The organism is Nocardiopsis xinjiangensis YIM 90004 (assembly GCF_000341145.1).
GTDB classification, from domain to species: Bacteria; Actinomycetota; Actinomycetes; order Streptosporangiales; family Streptosporangiaceae; genus Nocardiopsis; species Nocardiopsis xinjiangensis.
On the sequence record NZ_ANBE01000006.1, the window covers coordinates 18258 to 36565 of the forward strand.

14 protein-coding genes and 4 pseudogenes are annotated in these 18308 nt (G+C 69.1%); 5 read left to right on the forward strand and 13 right to left on the reverse strand.

Annotation, left to right across the window (positions count from 1 at the left end):
* Positions 1-228: 228 nt before the first annotated feature.
* Both D473_RS28620 and D473_RS28335 read right to left on the reverse strand, forming a co-directional pair.
* Positions 229-603 (reverse strand): annotated as a pseudogene (locus D473_RS28620) (phenolic acid decarboxylase); the annotation flags it as partial.
* 15 nt (positions 604-618) lie between these two features.
* Complete coding sequence (locus D473_RS28335; RefSeq protein WP_017607659.1) at positions 619-723, reverse strand: phenolic acid decarboxylase; 105 nt, start codon at positions 721-723, stop codon at positions 619-621.
* Between the two features lie 109 nt (positions 724-832).
* Between D473_RS28335 and D473_RS0103235 the strand changes: the two genes are divergently transcribed.
* Positions 833-2386, forward strand: coding sequence for an amidohydrolase (locus D473_RS0103235; RefSeq protein WP_449406439.1), 1554 nt, complete (start codon positions 833-835; stop codon positions 2384-2386).
* 93 nt (positions 2387-2479) lie between these two features.
* A complete protein-coding gene (locus D473_RS27960) occupies positions 2480-2656 on the forward strand; it encodes a hypothetical protein (RefSeq protein WP_017607661.1) in 177 nt (58 codons plus the stop codon).
* A 19-nt stretch (positions 2657-2675) separates the two neighbouring features.
* On the opposite strand, the pseudogene D473_RS28625 reads toward D473_RS27960, so the two are convergent.
* From D473_RS28625 to D473_RS24085, 3 genes and pseudogenes are all read right to left on the reverse strand, one after another.
* A pseudogene (locus D473_RS28625) lies at positions 2676-2819 on the reverse strand (Tn3 family transposase); the annotation flags it as partial.
* 188 nt (positions 2820-3007) lie between these two features.
* On the reverse strand, positions 3008-3244 hold the full coding sequence (locus tag D473_RS0103245) for a DUF4158 domain-containing protein (RefSeq protein WP_017607662.1): 237 nt from the start codon (positions 3242-3244) through the stop codon (positions 3008-3010).
* A gap of 527 nt (positions 3245-3771) precedes the next feature.
* Positions 3772-4530 (reverse strand): TetR/AcrR family transcriptional regulator, encoded by a 759-nt coding sequence (locus tag D473_RS24085; protein WP_241474698.1) that lies wholly within the window; start codon positions 4528-4530, stop codon positions 3772-3774.
* 394 nt (positions 4531-4924) lie between these two features.
* Between D473_RS24085 and D473_RS0103265 the strand changes: the two genes are divergently transcribed.
* Complete coding sequence (locus D473_RS0103265) at positions 4925-7888, forward strand: Tn3 family transposase (protein ID WP_275040635.1); 2964 nt, start codon at positions 4925-4927, stop codon at positions 7886-7888.
* Between the two features lie 974 nt (positions 7889-8862).
* Here D473_RS0103265 and D473_RS26285 read toward each other — a convergent pair.
* The 7 genes and pseudogenes from D473_RS26285 to D473_RS0103300 form a co-directional block, all read right to left on the reverse strand.
* Positions 8863-9171 carry a putative quinol monooxygenase gene (locus D473_RS26285; protein WP_083917893.1) on the reverse strand — a complete coding sequence of 103 codons (309 nt, stop codon included), beginning with the start codon at positions 9169-9171 and terminating at the stop codon, positions 8863-8865.
* A 50-nt stretch (positions 9172-9221) separates the two neighbouring features.
* Positions 9222-9416, reverse strand: a complete 195-nt coding sequence (locus D473_RS27825) for a hypothetical protein (RefSeq protein ID WP_017607668.1) — start codon at positions 9414-9416, stop codon at positions 9222-9224.
* A 125-nt stretch (positions 9417-9541) separates the two neighbouring features.
* Positions 9542-9748: pseudogene (locus D473_RS27965) on the reverse strand (DJ-1/PfpI family protein); the annotation flags it as partial.
* Between the two features lie 407 nt (positions 9749-10155).
* On the reverse strand, positions 10156-11304 hold the full coding sequence (locus D473_RS0103285; protein WP_017607669.1) for a glutathione-independent formaldehyde dehydrogenase: 1149 nt from the start codon (positions 11302-11304) through the stop codon (positions 10156-10158).
* Between the two features lie 212 nt (positions 11305-11516).
* Positions 11517-11945 (reverse strand): annotated as a pseudogene (locus D473_RS24090) (ISAs1 family transposase); the annotation flags it as partial.
* Between the two features lie 132 nt (positions 11946-12077).
* On the reverse strand, positions 12078-13019 hold the full coding sequence (locus D473_RS0103295; protein ID WP_017607671.1) for a tyrosine-type recombinase/integrase: 942 nt from the start codon (positions 13017-13019) through the stop codon (positions 12078-12080).
* A gap of 149 nt (positions 13020-13168) precedes the next feature.
* Positions 13169-14515: an amidase gene (locus tag D473_RS0103300; RefSeq protein ID WP_017607672.1), complete on the reverse strand. Its 1347-nt coding sequence runs from the start codon at positions 14513-14515 to the stop codon at positions 13169-13171.
* Positions 14516-14853: 338 nt separating this feature from the next.
* On the opposite strand from D473_RS0103300, the gene D473_RS0103310 reads away from it, so the two are divergent.
* Both D473_RS0103310 and D473_RS0103315 read left to right on the forward strand, forming a co-directional pair.
* Entirely contained in the window at positions 14854-16134 is a 1281-nt protein-coding gene (locus tag D473_RS0103310) for an MFS transporter (RefSeq protein WP_152436752.1), read from the forward strand.
* A 22-nt stretch (positions 16135-16156) separates the two neighbouring features.
* A complete protein-coding gene (locus D473_RS0103315) occupies positions 16157-17059 on the forward strand; it encodes an MBL fold metallo-hydrolase (protein ID WP_017607674.1) in 903 nt (300 codons plus the stop codon).
* A 282-nt stretch (positions 17060-17341) separates the two neighbouring features.
* Here the strand turns inward: D473_RS0103315 and D473_RS0103320 are convergent, their stop codons facing one another.
* Positions 17342-18013 (reverse strand): enoyl-CoA hydratase-related protein, encoded by a 672-nt coding sequence (locus tag D473_RS0103320; protein WP_017607675.1) that lies wholly within the window; start codon positions 18011-18013, stop codon positions 17342-17344.
* Positions 18014-18308 lie beyond the last annotated feature (295 nt).

The following is an 18308-nucleotide window of genomic DNA, read 5'->3' on the forward strand; positions in this document are numbered from 1 at the left end:
CAGCATCCGGCATCCGGGCCGCTGAAGGCCTCCTCGGTGGGTGGGGCCGGAGCAGGGCGAGCGGGCGATCCGGGGCTGGGCGCCGAGGGCGTGCTGGGAAGTACGCCCGGGTCTTCCTCCGGGCGCTGGCCCGCTGGCAGCAAGCCCGTGCCCCGGCGCCGTTGATCAGCTCTCGTTGCGCCGGCGACCACGAGCAGTAATCCCCTATCTCGAATACAGGTCGCACGATTACACGAGCTCATCAGGCTCAAGCCCTGCCCCGAACACCCACCTGGATTTGGTGCCGGGTCCGCTATTTCCCGCCACCGCACCCTGATCGGTGCGCGGCCTCCGATGGCCAGGAGGGGCGCGGCTCACTTTGCAGGGCTTCGCCGAGCCGGACCGGCGCGGGTGCCGCTTCGGCGAGAACCGCCTGGTCGGAGGGGAGGAGTTCGAGCAGTGCATCCGCCGGTGTTCGGGCCTCACGGTGGCCACAACCGAGGATCCGGTCGGCTCGTTCCAGAACACCTTGTACACCGCGGTGTCGAGCCGGACGACGTCGAGGCTCTGCCCGGTGACCCAGCGACCGCCCACGTGAGCGCTATGGATGCGGTAGTCGATCGTCGTTTCGTTCTTGGCCTACATCTCGTACTGCCAGCCGTTGGCGTAGGTGTAGATGAAGCGGTGTCCGACGATGCCGCTGAGGTCGTTCTCGTCCAGATTCGCACCCGGAAGTATTGTCACGAACAGTTTTGTATCAAACTGTGTCCGATGGGGCGCCCGCCGTCGACAGTGAGGAGTCACGATCATGAGCACGCTCGATGTCTTGGTCCGCAATGCGGTGGTGCACACCATGGACCCGCTGCGCCCGCGGGCGAGGGCGTTCGGGATCCGCGACGGGCGGATCACCGCCGTCGGCGGCGACGTCGAGGTGGGCGGCGACGCCGGTCCGGACACCGAGGTCGTCGATCTGGCCGGGGCTGTGGTGCTGCCGGGGCTGCTGGATGTGCACAACCATCACGCCGCCGCCGGCGAGGCCGACCTGCACACCCTGCAGTTCCCCGTGACGGCGTCGCTGGAGCAGATCCTCGACGCGGTCCGCGAGCGGGTGCGCAGCCGGCCCGACGAGGAGTGGGTCGCAGGTGGTTCCTGGGGTTCGACCCTGTTGGAGCAGCTCTCGGACCCCAGCGCGCTGGCGCGCCTCGACGAGGCCGCCGGCGGGCGGCCGGTGGTGCTCACCGATGACAGCCACCACAACCGGTGGGCCAGTACCGAGGCGATGCGCAGAGCCGGGGTGCTGGGATTTGACGGCGACCCCGCCGGCGGGCGCATCGTGCGCGACAGCAACGGCCATCCGACCGGGGCGCTCTACGAGAGCGCAGGCGCGTTGGTGGAGCGAGCTCGCGCCGAGGCCACCGATCACGACGATGAGTACCGCGCCCGCAGCAGCGAGCGCGGCATCGAGCTGCTGCACCGGGTAGGGGTGACCGGTTTCCAGGACGCGGCTGTCTCGCTCGACCAGCTGGCCGGACTGCGGCGGCTCGACGAACAGGGGCGCCTGCACGCCCGGGTGGTGTCTTCGCTGCTGCTCAACAATTCACTGATGAGCGCCGATGTCGTGGGGGAAGAGCTGGTCGCGGTCGCCGAGCAGTACCGCACCCGCCACCACCGGCCGGACTTCGGCAAGATCTTCCTCGACGGTGTCCCATCCACGCGCACCGGCGCTTTCCTCGAGCCCTATCTGCCCGACGACGTGCACGGTTGCCACCACACCGGCCACACCACCATGTCGGTCGAGGAGCTCGCCAGCTGGCTGCGCCGGGCCGCGATCGCCGGGATCGGGCTGAAAATCCACTGCACCGGGGACGCGTCGGCCCGGATGGTACTCGACGTCGTTGAGGCCGCCCACCGGGCGGGCGAACAGGTGCCGCCGGTGCAGATCGCGCACGGCCAGTTCCTGCACCCCGACGACATCGGCCGGTTCGCGCCGCTGGGCGTGATCAACGACATGTCGCCCGCGCTGTGGTTTCCCGGCGTCATCGTCGATGCGCTGCGTGAGGTGCTGCCCGCGCACCGGGCTACCCGCATTCAGCCAGTGCGGGGCCTCCTGGACACCGGCGCGCTGGTGGCGGGTGGCTCGGACTGGCCGGTGGCGGGGTCGCCGAACCCGTGGCCGGGGATTGCCGGGCTCNAGCAAGCGATCTCAGTGCCCGAGGCCGTCACGGCCTACACCACCGGCGCGGCCCGTGCGATGGGGCTTCAGGACCAGGCCGGCTCCTTGGCCCCAGGGCTTTCGGCCGACTTCGTCGTACTGGACCGCGACCCCTTTGCCGTGCCACACGAGGAGCTGGCAGGCACGACGACCGAACAAACCTGGTTCGCCGGCCGACCCCGCTACTTCCGCTGAACCGCAAACCCCGGTACCCATAGCGCGTAGTGCGAGACCGATCCCCTTGCCGACAAGCAGCCACGCCCCTCTCCGGCCGGCCCGCATGCCACGGTGATCACGACACCGCACAGGAGCAGTGCGGGTGTCAGGACCACCGGGTACGACCAGAGGCTGTTCCTGGCCCGGGCGAGCTGGACCCAGTTCGCGGGGATGCGTGCACCGACCAGGACGCCGAGCAACGTGCCGCTCCTCCACGACGGCCAGTACGCCGCGTGGATGCCGTGGTAGCACCAGATTCCCTTTGCAGCAGCAGGGTGTTGGCGTGCACCAATGCCGTCTGGAGTAGATGCAGGGCGAGTATGCAGACTTCGGTGGAGTCGCGGTGGGGGCCGGTGAGCTCGCTGTTTTTTCCGTGGAAGATCACGCCGTTGCCGGAGTTCCAGTTCTCCATGGCTTGTAGAGCCCCTCGGCGCGGGAGCGCACCGATACCGCTTGTCGCAGCCGGTCCTCACCCAGCTCGACCGGGCAGACCTCCTCGGCCAGCCATCCAGCCAGCTTGTCCTCATCGTCCCGGGAGAACTCGCGGAAACCGAACGCGGCCCGAATCTGCGCTCGATGATCTTTGATCGAGCGGGAGCGCTACGAGTAGTGGCCGAACTCCTCGGTTTCCACACCGACCTGCTCCGCCGCGTAGCCAACCGCCTGCGGTGGAATCTCCTCGGCACGCTGCGGGAACCGCGCCTCGGCCTCGAAGAACTTCAGCAACAGAGCGAACCCCGGCCGCGTGGCCCCGGACTTGTTACCCACCGAACGCCAGTCGTCACCAGCCAGTGTCCACGACTCCACCAGCTCATCCGGCTGCCACTCGCGTTGCACACGCGCACGCTATCGAGCCTCCAAGCCAGCATCTCACTGGGATCGCTCTGCTCTGCCCCTCAGGACAGTTTCAGGGGTATGGGGCCCGCTAGGGGTGTCGGAGGAGCCATGCGCCGGGGTGTCGGAGAAGGCCGTGGTCGCCTGGTGCTCCTGGGCGGGGGGGGGGAAGGGGCTGCGCCGGCTCGCGCGGGAGCTGATGGCCCCTCGTGGCCGGTGCTCTGGCCATCGCCAACAGCCGGGCCAGGGCGGGAAAGAGCCGGCGTCTACAGCTGGCGCAGTGCCGCCGGCCGTGCCGTGGTCCTCTCGGGAAACACCCTCTCCCTTATCCTGAGAGCTCCGTCCTCGGGCGGCCGTGGAGGCCGGACCGGTCGGCAAGGTCTGGGTGAGCAGGGCGTTTCGCGGGCTCACCGCGACGCTCGAACGACTGCGGATGGACCGGCAGCTCGACCAGGTGCTGGCCCGCGGCCCGGATCCGCTGCACCCGGCGAACGTGTGCGGCCTCGACGACAAGACCGCCATCCGCTATGTCACCGCTGCCCAACAGCTCCTGGAAGGCCCCTCCGAACAGCATGCCTCGCGCGTTGGAGCCGGACCCAAGGGTCAGAATCGTTCATGAATCCCGAAGCCTTTCGGGTTGGCGCTGATGATCCTTCAGTTCCCACGAACTCCGGGGAATCTGCCGAGTAACCTGCGGGTAGACCCGGTTCTTGCAAAGCCACGGCGGTCTTCGCGGCGGGCCGTGCGGCGGGGATCGGACCCCGCCNGTAGGCGGCGTCGAGCCCGCCCGGGCGGAAGAGGATGCGGTACATCATGGGGGCGACCACGCGGTCCATCGCCGTCTCGACGTCGGGGGTGTTCTCCATGCGGCCGATCGCGCGGGCGAGAATGACGTCGACCTGTTCGGCCGCGTAGGCCGAGCACTGGCCGGCGTTGCTGCCGTCCGGGTCGCCGAGCAGAGCGTCGCGGATGTAGGCACGGCCCGAGGGGGACGACATCTCGTCGAGGAACTGCTCGGCCCAGGCCGTCAGGTCGGACAGCAGGTCGCCGTGCTCCTCCGGTGCGGTGTCGGGCCGCAGGCGCTCCACCGCCACGTCCGACAGCAGCTCCTGCAGGTCGCCCCAGCGGCGGTAGATCGTCGAGGGGGTGACCCCGGCGCGCTGGGCGACCAGCGGGACGGTCAGCGCGTCGCGGCCCTGCTCCGACAGGATTTCCCGTACAGCGATGTGCACCGAAGCCTGGACCCGGGCACTGCGCCCGCCGGGGCGCACCATCGGCTTGCGACTCATGGCACCACCTTAAAGCACATTCCTTGTGTTTAAGAAGAGCACTCCGGTTCGACGGCCGCGCCGGGCCCCTGGTCGGCCTCCTGGTCGAGGGCATCCGGGCCTGGTCCCGACCGGGGCCGGACGGTATCCGGGCCGGGCCGGATGCCGTGCGGCCCGCGCGCTGCTCTCAGGCGGCCGGCGCGAGCGGTCGGGCGGATTGCGTGCGCTCGTGGGCGTGGCCGACCCGCAGCAGCTCCCGCTCCCCGAAGGGCCGCCCGAGCAACTGCATGCCGGCCCAGTTCTCCCGAAGGCCCGGCAACAGGACAAGTAACCCGTAAGTAACTTAAAGTCCAGTTCGAGATCACGGATCAGACGAACTCCCCGGTAACCCAGCACCTGTCCGCCATCGTGTGCGCTGTCGACTGACCGCACACGATCGCGGAGCACCTTCATGCGCCAGGACTGGACCCCTGAACAGCTCGTCGATGAGTGGACCCTGGAAGAGGGCGACCGCAAGCTGCTGAGCAACAAGAGCGGCGCTACCCGGCTCGGGTTCGCGCTCAAGCTCAAGTTCTTTCAGATCGAGGGCCGCTTCCCCTCCTACGCCGAGGAGATCCCGGCGGCGGCGGTACCCTTCGTCGCCGACCAGGTGGGCGTGGAGCCGACCCTGTTCGGCAAGTACCCCTGGAACACGCGAGTTCCAGGGCGGCACCGCCGCCAGATCCGTGACACCTACGGCACCCACGCGGCCACCGAGGACGAAGAGAACCAACTCGCCGACTGGTTGGCCGACCAGGTGTGCCCGGTGGAAGCCGGCCGTGATGAACTCGCCCAAGCCGTTCAGCGCCGGTGCCTCACCCTGAAGATCGAACCCCCGCGCCCCGGGCAGATCGAGCGGATCGTGGCCTCGGGGGTGCGCCGGTTCGAGGAGGCCTTCACCACCAGCGTGATGACCCGCCTGGGCCCGGGGATCTGCGATCGGCTGGAGTCCAAGGTGCTGGGTACCGAGGGCGTGCTGGGGGCTGTGAAGTCCGACCCGGGGCCGCTGGGGTTAGAGACCCTGCTGGAGGAGGTCGACAAGCTCAAGACCGTGCAGGCCCTGGGCCTACCGGACGAGCCGTTCGGGGGCGTGTCGGAGAAGATCGTGGCCGCCTGGCGCTCGCGTGCGGCGCGGATGTACCCCTCCGACTTCGCCGAATGCGCCCCGGCGGTGCGCTACACCCTGCTGGCCGCGTTGTGCTGGACCCGTCAGGCCGAGCTGATCGACTCCCTGGTAGAGCTGCTGATCCGGCTCATCCACCGGATCAACGCCCGCGCGGAGAAGCGGGTGGAGAAGGAGCTGATCGGGGAGTTGAGCGCGGTGCCGGGCAAGAAGGGCATCTTGCGCCGGATGGTGGACGCCTCCCTGGCCGAGCCGGGCGGGACGGTGGCCGAGGTGATCTTCGGCGCGGTTCCGGGTGGGGAGAAGACGCTGCGCAAGCTCGCGCGGGAGTTGATGGCCACGGAGAAGGCGATGGCTGAGCGGGTGCGCTACCAGCTGCGTGGCTCCTACTCCCACCACTATCGGCGTATGCTCTCCCCCTTGTTGGCCGCGTTGTCGTTTGCCTGCAACAACACCGCCTACCGGCCGGTGATGGAGGCCATCGAGCTACTGGGCCGCTACACCGACGTCGACCGCTCCGAGAAGTTCTACGGGACCGCCGAGCACGTGCCGATCGAGGGCGTGGTGCCCAAGGCCTGGCACGAAGCGGTCACCGACCAGGCTTCGGGGCGGGTGGAGCGCATCCCCTATGAGCTGTGCGTGCTCATCGCGCTGCGCGAGGCCCTGCGCCGCCGCGAGATCTACGTTCAGGGCGCGGGGAAGTGGCGCGATCCTGACACCGATCTGCCCGGCGACTTCGCCGACAACCGGGACGTGCACTACGCCGCGTTGAACAAGCCCCTGGAGCCGAACGCGTTCGTGGACGGGGTACGCACCCGGGTGCGAGCGGCCCTGGACCGGCTGAACACCGCGATGTCGGAGGGCACTACCGGCGGGGTGCGGATCGTGACCCGCAAAGGCCAGCCCTGGATCAGTGTCCCGAAGCTGGAACCACTGCCCGAGCCGCAGAACCTGGGAGCGCTCAAGGCTGAGGTGCTCAGGCGGTGGGGCACCATCGACCTGCTCGACATCCTCAAGGACACCGCCCTGCTCACCGGGTTCTGCTCCGAGTTCGCCTCGGTGGCCACCCGCGAGGCCATCCCGAAAGCGACGTTGCACCGCCGGTTGTTGCTGTGCCTGTTCGCGCTGGGTACCAACATGGGCATCAAGCAGATGATCGCCACCGGCGACCACGGCGAGGACGAGGGGGCGCTGCGCCGTACCCGCGCCAGCCACATCACCCGCGACAACCTGCGCCGCGCCATCGCGACCGTGGTGAATGAGACCTTCGCCGCCCGCGATGCCACCTGGTGGGGCACCGCGACCACGACCGCGTCGGACTCCAAACGGTTCGGGTCCTGGGAGTCGAACCTGATGACGGAGTTCCACGCCCGCTACGGCGGGCATGGGGTGATGATCTACTGGCACGTCGACAAGGGCCGGGCCTGCATCTACTCCCAGCTCAAGTCGTGCTCCTCCTCCGAGGTCGCGGCGATGATCGAAGGGGTCCTGCGCCACTGCACCGACGCCGACGTTCAGGCCAACTACACCGACACCCACGGCGCCAGCATTGTGGGGTTCGCCTTCACCGAGCTGCTCGGGTTCAAGCTACTGCCGCGGTTGAAGAACATCGGCGCGGTGCGCCTGTACAGCCCCGACACCGGCCCGGCCACCTGGCCGCGCCTGGAGCGGGTGGTCAAGAACCGGCCCATCGACTGGGCGCTGATCGAGCGCAACTACGACCAGATGGTCGCCTACGCCACCGCCCTGAGGTTGGGCACGGCCGACACCGAGCAGGTCTTGCGCCGCTTCACCAAGGGCGGCGGCCCCAAGAACCCCGTCTATCAGGCCATCGAAGAACTCGGCCGGGCGGTGCGCACCATCTTCGCCTGCGACTACCTGGCCGACGAGGCACTGCGCAGGGAGATCCACGGCGGCCTGGAGGTGGTGGAGAACTGGAACGGCGCCAACGACAAGTTCTTCTATGGCAAGGAGGGCGTGCTCACCGGAGGCGATCGCGAGCACGCCGAGATCTCCATGCTGTGCCTGCACCTGCTCCAGTCCGCGCTGGTCTACGTCAACACCCTGCTCCTGCAACGGGTGTTGGAAGACCCGGCCTGGGCGGGGCGGCTCACTCCCGAGGACCGGCGGGCGCTCAACCCGCTGTTCTGGACCCACATTAACCCCTACGGCCGGTTCGACCTAGACATGGACAAACGCCTGGACCTGGCCGTGTGAGGATCTGGCATTGACACCGACAAGCAGGAAAATGGCACAACGTCTGGTTTTTACGTGTGCGGTTGGCGGTCTTCCCGGGCGCTCTGGTATGCCATTTTCCCAGCTCAAGCGGCAATACTCCTTTCATGAGCGAGGTCACCAGGACATCAAAGGGCTTTAACAGATGAGTTGATGCCAAGGAAGAGGATCATGGCCCTCATCCGTTCGATACCAAGCCTTAGGATCTTTGAGCAGGGGCAGCTGTGTTTGCTGTGGCCAAATGTGGCCCCGGGTGGTTGCTGTGCAGCATGACGGTAAAGGTGAGTATCGTCCGATCATTCCCCCTTGTGTAGAGGATGCTTTTTGATGCGCGTCACCTCCCGTGTCATCGCCACGACCGGAGCCGCCGCTCTGGCCTTCAGCCTCGCTCCCTCCGCCTCGGCCCTGGCCGCTGAGGTCCCGGAGCCGCAGGCCTCATAGGTGGCCGACGTGGAGACCGCCGGCGACACCACGACGCTCACCTATGAGGACGGCTCCACCTTCTCGAGCCAGCTCATGACGGGATACTTCTCCTGGGATGCTGAGTTTGACGGCGTCGTGTTCTCCCGCAACTACACCGCGACCGACTCTGGCACGCACACCATCACGGTCGACTCAATCACCAACTGCGACCCCGGCCTCGGGACCTTCTACATCCGCCTGGAGCAGGACGTCTGGTACGGGTGGGATGAGGTAGGCAGCGTCTACGGCTTGGACTGCGACGGCGAAGCCGCCACCTTCACCGGCGTCGAGTCCGGAACCTTCCGCTGGTACCTGGGCGTCAACGGCGGCTCCAGCGGGGACCTGTTCGGCTCTGACGAAGGCCACCGCGTCACTGTCCATGCCGGTAGCGTGGCGCGCCCCGCCACGGGTGTCAACAGATGTGACAGTTGCCGGTACTCACCGTTCCGTTCCTACTCGGACCCCACCATCACCCCGAGTCGCCCGTTCGGTGATCAGCTCGGTGGTTTCTCGGCGATTACGTCCACCGGTTCGATGGTGGGCTGGGCGAACAGGGTGCCGGTGTTGTCGGCGAGGGCTTGGGCGACCTGGCCCGAGAGGTGGGCTTGGCGGCCGGAGTCGTCGGGAAAGGCGTCGTAGATCCCGAACGACGAGGGCCCGAAGCGGATGGCGAACCACCGCACCGTGTTGGGCTCCTGCTCCACGATGCCGAGCCCCTGCTGCAGGAAGTCTTCGACCTCTTTCTCGTGGCCCGGTAGCGCCTCGATCCGGACGAGGAGCCCGACGGTCACCGATTCAGCCATGCTCTGGCCTCCTACTCAAACGGGTGCTGTTCAAAGCCGCGGCGGACAAGTCAGGCCGCCGTGCCGGGGTTGAGGACGACCTTGGTCCAGCCGTCTTCGCGGGCGTCGAAGTGCTTGTAGGCGTCCGGGGCTTTCTCCAGCGGCAGGTTGTGGGACACGATCCAGGAGGGGGTGACCTTGTCGGCGGCGATGAGGTTGCGCAGGTGGCGGTTGTAGCGCTTGATCGGGGCCTGCCCGGTGCCCATCTGCTGACCCTTGAACCAGAAGTTGCCGAAGTCGAAGCGGACCTTGCCCTGCTGGGACAGCTCGTCCGGCCCGCCCGGGTCCTGGGGGATAACACCCCGACGGTGCCGATGCCGCCGGTGAACCGAACGGAGGAGACCAGCCGGTCGACAGTGAAGGTATCGCCCTTGTCGATGTCAGCGTTCATCGACTGGATCTCTCCGGTGTGGATCGACAGCAGCGTCACCTGCGCCCCGGCCTGCTCCACCGCCTCGCGGGGCTGGGTCAGTTCGACCTGCTCGACACCGTCAGTGGCCAAGATCGCGACCCGTCGGCCGCGCAGCTCTTCTGCCATGGGAATCGCGCCTCCTCATAGTGTGGGATAACCACAGAGTTGCCCGGTCAGGCCGGGTCGAAACCACCCGCCGAGGGCGGTTAGCGCGGATCGACGGGCCGTGCAGGCGTGGCCGCGTGCCCACGGTGTTCACCCCATCGAGCACGAGCCCAAGGCGGGTGGGGTCAAGGGCTGTGCGGCCGGACGAGGGGGACTCTGACCGCTGTCGGTGAGCCGGGCCGACGCTGCGTCTCGGGCGATCACCGCCACACGGTCGCGCCGCGAGTGCCGTAAGCCGATCCCCAGCTGAGACGGCTACCACCGTTAGAACCTAAGCTCCTTCGGGCCCGCGTGGTGTCGGCTCCGTGGTTGACGGGCCCTGACGGACCCACCGACCCACGGACCCACGGGCCGGCCAGCGGCGCCGCTCACGTCATGGCGGGCTTGAGTACCACCTTGGTCCAGCCGTCCTCGCGGTTGTCGAAGTGCTCGTAGGCCTCCGGTGCCCTCTGCAACGGCAGGTCGTGGGAGACGATGAAGGACGGCTTCGCGCGGTCCTGGTGGATCATGTCGCGCAGCTGCCGGTTGTAGGCCTTCACCGGCGCCTGGCCGGTACCGATCCTCTGCCCCTGGAACCAGAACGTCCCCATCTCGAAGTCGAGCCGGCCGTTGCGGGACATCTCGTCCGAGGCCCCGGGATCGGAGGGCAGGAAGATGCCTACGACACCGATGCCGCCGGTGAACTTCACCGACTTCACCAGGTTGTTCATGGTCAGCTCAGGGTGCTCGACACCGACATGGTCATGGGCCTGGTAGCCGACGCACTCACATCCGCAGTCGGCACGGCGGCCGTCGGTGAGGTTGAGGATCTGCTCGACCGGGTCTCCCTTGGAGTCGTCGACGGGTATCGCCCCCATCCTCTCCACCAGGCGCAGCCGGTCGGGATGGCGGTCGACCACCATCACCTGGGACGCCCCTTGAAGCAGCGCGGAATAGCCCGCCATCAGTCCGACCGGACCCGCGCCGTAGACCACGCAGGACTCACCCGGCTTGAGCCCGGCCAGGCGGGTGGCGTGCCAGCCGGTGGGGAAGATGTCGGCGACCATGACGTAGTCGTCCTCCTTCTCCTGTGCGTCCTCGGGCAGCCGCAGGCAGTTGAAGTCCCCGAACGGCACGCGCAGGTACTCGGCCTGCCCGCCGGGGTAGGGGCCCATCCCGGCGAAGCCGTAGGCGGCCCCGGCCATGTCGGGGTCGGGGTTGACGGTCAGGCAGTAGGAAGGCATGCCGGTCTCGCAGTTGCGGCAGAATCCGCAGCCGATGTTGAAGGGCAGGCACACGTGGTCGCCGACCCGGATGCGCTCGACGCCGCTGCCGATCTCGGTGACCACGCCCAGGTTCTCGTGTCCGAGGACCTTGCCGGGCTCCAGGTCGGTGCGTCCTTCGTACATGTGCAGGTCGGAACCGCAGATGTTGGTGGCGGTGATGCGCACGAGCACATCGGTGGGACGCTCGATCCGGGCGTCCGGCAGTTCCTTGACGGAGACGTCGCGGGATCCGTTGTACACAAGGGCCTTCATGACCTTCTCCAATACGGGAGCGAGTTGGACTCGGTCAGGCGGCTCCTGGCCTTACCCGGGCCCTGTCCCCACAGCTCAGCGCTGAAACGAACCCTCGCGCATAGTCGGGACAACGAAAGCCAAGGTTTCGTGACTGGCCCGCCACGAGAGCCCGGACACCGGGTCCACCACAGGGCTGTTGCAAAGTCGGATGAGGGCTGCACCCGTGCTGGTCAGGGGATCTGGAGAAGCTCGAGAGGGCGCGTGAAGGTCTCGTAGGACACCCACCGCGTGGCCTCGGGGATGCCGCTCATCCCCAACTCGCTCAGCAGCGGGATCGCCAGATTGCGCAGCATCGCCATGTTCTGCGGTCCGTGCCCGCACCGCACCCGCGAGGCGTCCTCACCAAAGCTCACGTCCCGCACATGGTGCAGCACCTCGATCCGCCAATGGCCCCGCACCAGGCCCGCCAACCGGGCAGCATCGGCCCGCTCAGCGGGCAAACTCGTCACGACATAGGCGTAGGTGCGCCGCACATCACCGGTGGCCAACTCTTTGACCCACCGGTGTACCCGCAGCACCTGCGCCACGTGCGGGAAAGTGATCCGGGGTGCGGTAACGACCTTGACCGTGCGCCTTTCGGCCCGTCCGTGCCCGCGCTCGGTCTCGGCCCGGTTCTCCCGAAGCTACGGCGAGGGGCAAAGTAACCCGTGAGTAGCTTCGGGAGCGGTCTGAGGTCGCAGATGGGGGTCGAGGAGGATTACTACAGGATTTAGCGGTAGGCCTCCGGCCGCTCACCGGTCGATGGTGAGCGCCTCCAGGGCTGTGGCTTTGTCGGCTTCGGTGGGTAGGGCATAGCGGCGGGTGGTGTTGATGTCGGCGTGCCCCATCAGTTCGGCGACCGTCACCAGGTCCACCGGATCGCGCGCCAGATCGCCGCGGCCGCGCACCAGGTCGGCGCCGAAGGTGTGGCGCAGCACGTGCGGTCCGAACGCCTCGCCGTCATCGTCCGGCCCGATCCCCGCCGCCGCGCCCAGCGCGGTGACCGCCGCGGCGGCCGCCCGGGTCGACAACCGCCCCCCGTCGCGGTTGCGCACCAGCGGCCCCGCGCCGGGGCGGCCGAGCTCGTCCAACAGCCGCTCCAGCGAGGAGCGCACCTCGGAGTGCAGCGGCACCGTGCGGTCCTTGCCGCGCACCCGCACCGTGCCCTTGCGCGCCGACAGCCGCAGATCGGCCACGTCCAGGGCGACGATCTCGGCGACCCGCAGCCCGGCGTAGTAGGCCAGGTGGCAGATCACCCGGTCGCGCACCGAGGCGTCCCGGGCCACGGTGCGCAGGAACCGCAGCTTGGCCCGCCCATCCAGAGCCCGTGGGGCGCTGGGACGGGCCAGGTGCTCGCGGACCACGTCGGGGCGTCCTGAACCGCGCAGGGCGAAGAAGGCGTCCAACGCGGCCAGGCGGTTGTTGATCGTGGCCGCCGACAGGCGAGCGCCCGCGCGGGTGCGGGTGTTCTTCAGGGTGCGTCGGTAGTCGCGCACCGCCCAGTCCCGCGCGTTCGGATCGGTGAGTGGGTCGCCGTCCAGCGCGCCGGCCTCGCGCGCGTCGGCGAGCCAGGCCAGGAAGTAGCCGACGTTGCGCAGGTACTTGTCGCGGGTGGCCGCGCCCAGGTCGGTTGCCGAGGCCAGTCTCTCGGCGAAGGCCGCGCGTTCGGCGTCCAGGTCGCCGGGCAGCGCCACGGTTCGGCGCGGCCGCCCGGTGTGTGTGTTTCCAGAAGTCGAATCAGTAGCCTGTTCAGCGGAGGAAGCTGTGTTTCCAGAAGTCACCCGGCCAGTCTAATTCCGGGAACACTAGTTTCCAGAAGTACGACACCCGCTGCGAACGTCGACTAAGTTACTCGCGGGTTACTTGTCCTGTTGCCGGGCCTTCGGGAGAACTGGGCCATGCCGATCGGCATGCCTGCCGTGTCGTGGCCCACCGGGACGGACAGAGCGGGCACTCCGGTGATGTTGGCCGGGGAGGAAAGACGCACGTAAGCGTCGGAGACGGCCTCGGTCGAGCCGTCGGACCAGGTGATGCTCTCCTGGCCGGCCTCCACCGCGGTCAGCGGGACCGCCGGGGCGGCGATCACGTCGACCTTCTCCAGAAGGCGGGCCCATTCCTCCTGCATGAGTGTCCGGGAGCGCTGGGCACGCAGATAGTCGCCCGCGCCCATCAGCTCACCGGCCTCCAGGAGGATGCGGACGTCCTCCTGGTACAGCTCGGGGACCGTGCGCAGCGTGCCCTCGTGGTAGGCGGTGGCCTCCGGCGCCATCAGCCCCCATTGAGTGGCCTGGATGTACCGGGTCATCGGGATGTCGATCTCGACGGTCCGGGCGCCGAGCACCTCCAGTTGCGCGATGCCCCCGCGGACGGCGGCCTCCACCTCCGGGTCGACATGGTCGAAGTAGTAGTTGCGCGGTACCCCGACGCGCACGCCCGCCAGGTCCGGTTCCTGTTCCGGCCGGTGGTCGAGGGCGGGGGTGTTCAGCGAGGCGGGGTCACGCGGGTCGTGCCCGTCGAGGACGGTCAGGACCAGGGCCGCGTCCTCGACGGTGCGGGTGATGGGGCCGACGTGGTCCAGCGACCAGGACAGTGACGTGACGCCGTGGCGCGGCACCAGCCCGTAGGTCGGTTTGAAGCCGACGGCCCCGTTCAGCGCGGCGGGCACCCGGATCGATCCGCCGGTGTCGGTGCCGAGGGCGAAGGGCGCCGCCCCGGCCGCCCCCGCCACGCCCCCCCCGCCGCTGGATCCTCCCGCGACCCGGCCGCGGTCCCAGGCGTTGCCGGTCTGCGGGGTGGTCAGGCCGTAGGCGAACTCGTGGGTGTGGGTCTTGCCGACCAGGACGGAGCCTGCGGCCCGCAGTCGGGCGGCGACCGTGCTGTCGGCGGCTGCGCGGTGGCCGGCCCGGACCCGGGAACTGGCGCTGGTGGGAGAACCGGCGACGTCGATCAGGTCCTTGAGTCCGGCCGGGACGCCGTGCAGCGGCCCTCGGAACATGCCGCGGGCCGCTTCCTGCTCGGCCTCCCGCGCTGCGCCGCGGGCCTGCTCCGCGGTGACCGCGACGTATGCCTCGACGTGCGGGTCCACCTGGTCGATGCGCTCGAGGACGGAGTCGACCAGTTCGACGGGGGACAGTCGGCGGGCCCGGATCTGCTGCGCGGCGTGGGCGAGGGTCAGTTCATACGGCTGCATCGTGCTTCTCCTCTCCGGCGCGGTAGGCGCCGGCGGGCGGGGGGGCTNTCTCCGAAGTCCAGCTCACGCAGGACCGTGACGACGGAGTGGATGTGGTTGGCGGTGGCGGCGGCCGCGGTGTGGCGGTCATCGGACAGCGGAAGTCCGGCGCGGGCGGCCCAGCGGGCGGCCTCGGGTGGTGTGAGTTCAGCGGAGGGCACGGGTTTCTCCTGATCGGGGGTGTGGCAGCGAAGCGCCTCACACCAAAAGCTAATGGTTTGCGTTAATCCGACTGTAGGCCCTACTGTTCCTTAAGGCAAATACATTGCATTTATGGAAGGGGTTCCATGCCCGGTGTCATGTCCGAGGCACCCGTGATGTCCGAGGCACCCGCGCACGTCGCCCACCGGGCCGCCCGCGCCCGCAGGAAGGGCCGCACAGCTTCTTTCGCCCTTTCTTTCGCCCTCGAGGTGTCGATACTCGCGGCCCTGCTGGCCGCGTCCAGTGCTCCGACCCCGATCTACCCCCTCTACCAAGACCAGTGGGGCCTCTCCGCGCTCGCCGTCACCGTGGTCTTCAGCGCCTACGCCCTGGCCCTGCTGCTGGCCCTGCTCACCACCGGAGCGCTCTCCGACCACCTGGGGCGACGCCCCGTCCTGGTAGGCGCCCTGCTCATGGCGGCCGCCTCCATGGGCCTCCTGGCCTCAGCGGACAGCGCGGGCTCCCTGACCATCGCCCGGGTTCTACAAGGAGCGGCCACCGGCGCGGCCACCAGCGCCGCGGGCGCGGCGCTCCTCGACCTGGAAAACCCCCGGCGCCCGGGCCGGTCCGCCCTGGCCAACAGCATCACCCCGGTCGCCGGGATGGCCACCGGCGTGCTCGTGTCCACCTTGCTCGTCCGTTTCGTCCCCGCACCCACCGTCACCGTCTACGTACTGCTGGCGGCGTTGTTGCTCACCCAGGCGATCGCGACCGTCTTCACCACGGAGACGGCCCACCGCCGCGCGGGAGCGCTGCGGTCGCTGCGCCCGCGGGTCGGCGTCCCGCCACCGGCACGCCGCACCCTGCTGGCCGCGGGCGCCGCTGTCGGCACTGTCTGGGCACTGGGCGGCTTCTACTCCTCCCTCGGCCCGGCCCTCGTACGCTTGGCGGCCCCCGAGGCCCCGCAAGCAGCCCTTGGCATGGTCTTCTTCGCCCTCAGCGCCACCGCCGCGCTCACCGTATGGGCGCTGCGGCGCAGGCCGCCCCGAGCCACGGCGATCGGCGGCTGCCTGTGCGTCCTGCCCGCTGCGGCCCTGACCCTGAGCGCTCTGCACGGCGCCGGGCTACCCGCCGTCTACGGCGGAGCGGCGCTGGCCGGCATCGCTTTCGGCGCCGTTACCCAGGGGGTGCTGCGTATGCTCCTGGCCTCGCTCGAGGAGCGGGACCGCGGTGCGACGCTGGCCGCCTACTACATCCTCAGCTATCTGTCCATGAGCCTGCCCGCCGTCGCCGCGGGCGCCGCCACCCAGCACTACGGGCTGGGGGCCACCTCACACGCCTACGCGATCACCGCCGCTCTCCTCGCCCTGGCGGCCCTGGCGGCACTCACCGCCTCACGAGGCGGGGCGGCCCGCCCCGAAGCCGACCGATTCCACTGAAGAGAACAAAGGAAACGAGACCATGCACACCTCTTGCTCTGCCACCCCCATCCCCTCCTGGACCGTGGGCGGCCTCACCGTCCACCGCGTCGACGAAGTGGCCCTGCCGCCCGCGACCGGACCCTGGCTGCTGCCCGAGGCCGCCCCTGAGGTGGTGAGCGCCCAGGGCTGGCTGCACCCCCACTTCGCCGGCCAGGACGGGATCGTGCACATCGACAGCCACAGCTTCGCGTTCGTGGTGAACGGGCTGCGCGTTCTCGTCGACACCGGCATCGGCAACGGCAAAGAGCGGGCCAACCCGGCCTGGCACAATCTGCGTACCGACTTCCTGGAGCGCCTCACCGCCTCCGGGTTCCCCCCGCACTCCGTCGACCTGGTGATCCTCACCCACCTGCACGCCGATCACGTCGGCTGGAACACACAGCAGGTGAACGGCGCGTGGGTTCCCACCTTCCCCAACGCCCGCTACCTCACCTCTCGCACCGAGCGGGAGTTCTGGGCCACCTATGACATGGAGGAAGCACGCGAGCAGATGTTTCGCGACTCCGTGATCCCGATCGAACAGGCGGGTCTGCTGAGCACGGTCGACGTCCCGGACTCCGGCGCCGAGATCGCCCCCGGCCTGCGCTTGATCCCAACCCCCGGCCACACCCCCGGCCACGTCGCCGTGGAACTGACCAGCCAGGGTGAGACGGCGCTGATCTCCGGCGACTGCGTCCACCATCCCGTCCAGCTTGCCCACCCCGTCATCGGCGCCTGCGTCGACATCGCCCCGCGGCAGTCCGAGGCCACCCGCCGCAAGCTGCTCGGCTCCCTGGCCGGCACGGACACCCTCCTCCTGGGCACCCACTTCGCACCGCCCACCGCCGGCCGTGTGGTCGCCCACGGGGACGCCTACCGGCTAGAGCCCGTCCCCGCTTCCTGATGCTGTTGCCACGCCCTCCTGCAACACCTGTTCGCCAGCAGTCCACCGGCCGAGTTCCGTTCGTTGCGTGCTCTCAACGGCCCCGACGAGGAGTGCTGTGCCCCTCACCCGGTGCGGGTGAGGGGCACCTGGAGGAGGCAGCGGCCCGTCCTCGGTCTTGACCTGGGGCAGCCCCGCTCGGTGGCCGGGGCCCTTCGGTGTTGGGGCGGGTGGTCAGGCGGTGGTGTGGGCCCTCATCCGCTCCTGCCGCTGCCCGCGAGCGCCGGCGGCCGGTCCGCCGGCTCAGCTGAAGGGGCCCTCCTCATCACGCAGTGCGTCCAGGGCGGGGGCGTACATGCGGGCCTTGATGGTGCCCAGGGTGGCGGCGTCCTTGCCGGCCAGGGAGCGGGCCAGCTCGATGGCGGTGGGGCGCACCTCCTGCTCGGCCACGGCCCTGTCCACGATGTGGGCTGCTGCGGCGTCGTGGCCGCCGTAGCGGCGGGCGGTCACCATGGCCTCGTGCGCGGTCTGCGGGCTCAGGCGCGCCTGGATGAGTGCTGCCATGGCCGGGGTGAAGGGGATGTTGATGTCGGCCTCGGGCAGGCACCAGAAACCGCGGTCGGCGCGCATCACGCGCTGGTCGTGGGCCAGGGAGAACATGGCCCCGGCGGCGAAGGTGTGGCCCTGCAGGGCCGCCACTGTGGGCATCGGTAGTGCCAGCATGCGCGCGAACAGCTGGTGGACTTCGGCGACGTAGTCCTGGTAGCGGCCGGCGTTGGCCATGAGCCAGTCCAGGTCCAGGCCGTTGGAGTAGAACTTTCCGGTGGCGGCGGTGACCAGGGCCCGTGGGCCTGGGGCCTGTTCGGCCTCGTCCAGGGCTGCGTTGACCGAGGCGAGCCAGTGGGGGTGGAAGCGGTTCTCGTCCTCGCCCAGGTCCAGAACGAGGATCTCGTCGTGGTGTTGGAGTGTGGGCATGGTGCTCCTTGTCGTGGTGGGTGGGGGCTCAGGGGCCGGTCGGTCCCTGGATGCTGGTGTGCGGGTGCAGAACGTGGGTCAGCAGGTCGTGGGGCCTCTGGCCCGCGGGGCTTCCCGTGGCTCGGGGCGGTGCTGCGGTGGGCGCGGTGCATGCGCGCCGTGTCTTGGACCGTGCTGAGGATGCAGGCAGTCCGATGTTGGGGGCGGGCCGGCCGTGGTTCGCGGCTGTGGCGGTGAGTGCCTGCTGCCAGAGGTGAGGGCCACGCGCTGCTGGCATGCGTCGGCCCCCTGCGCT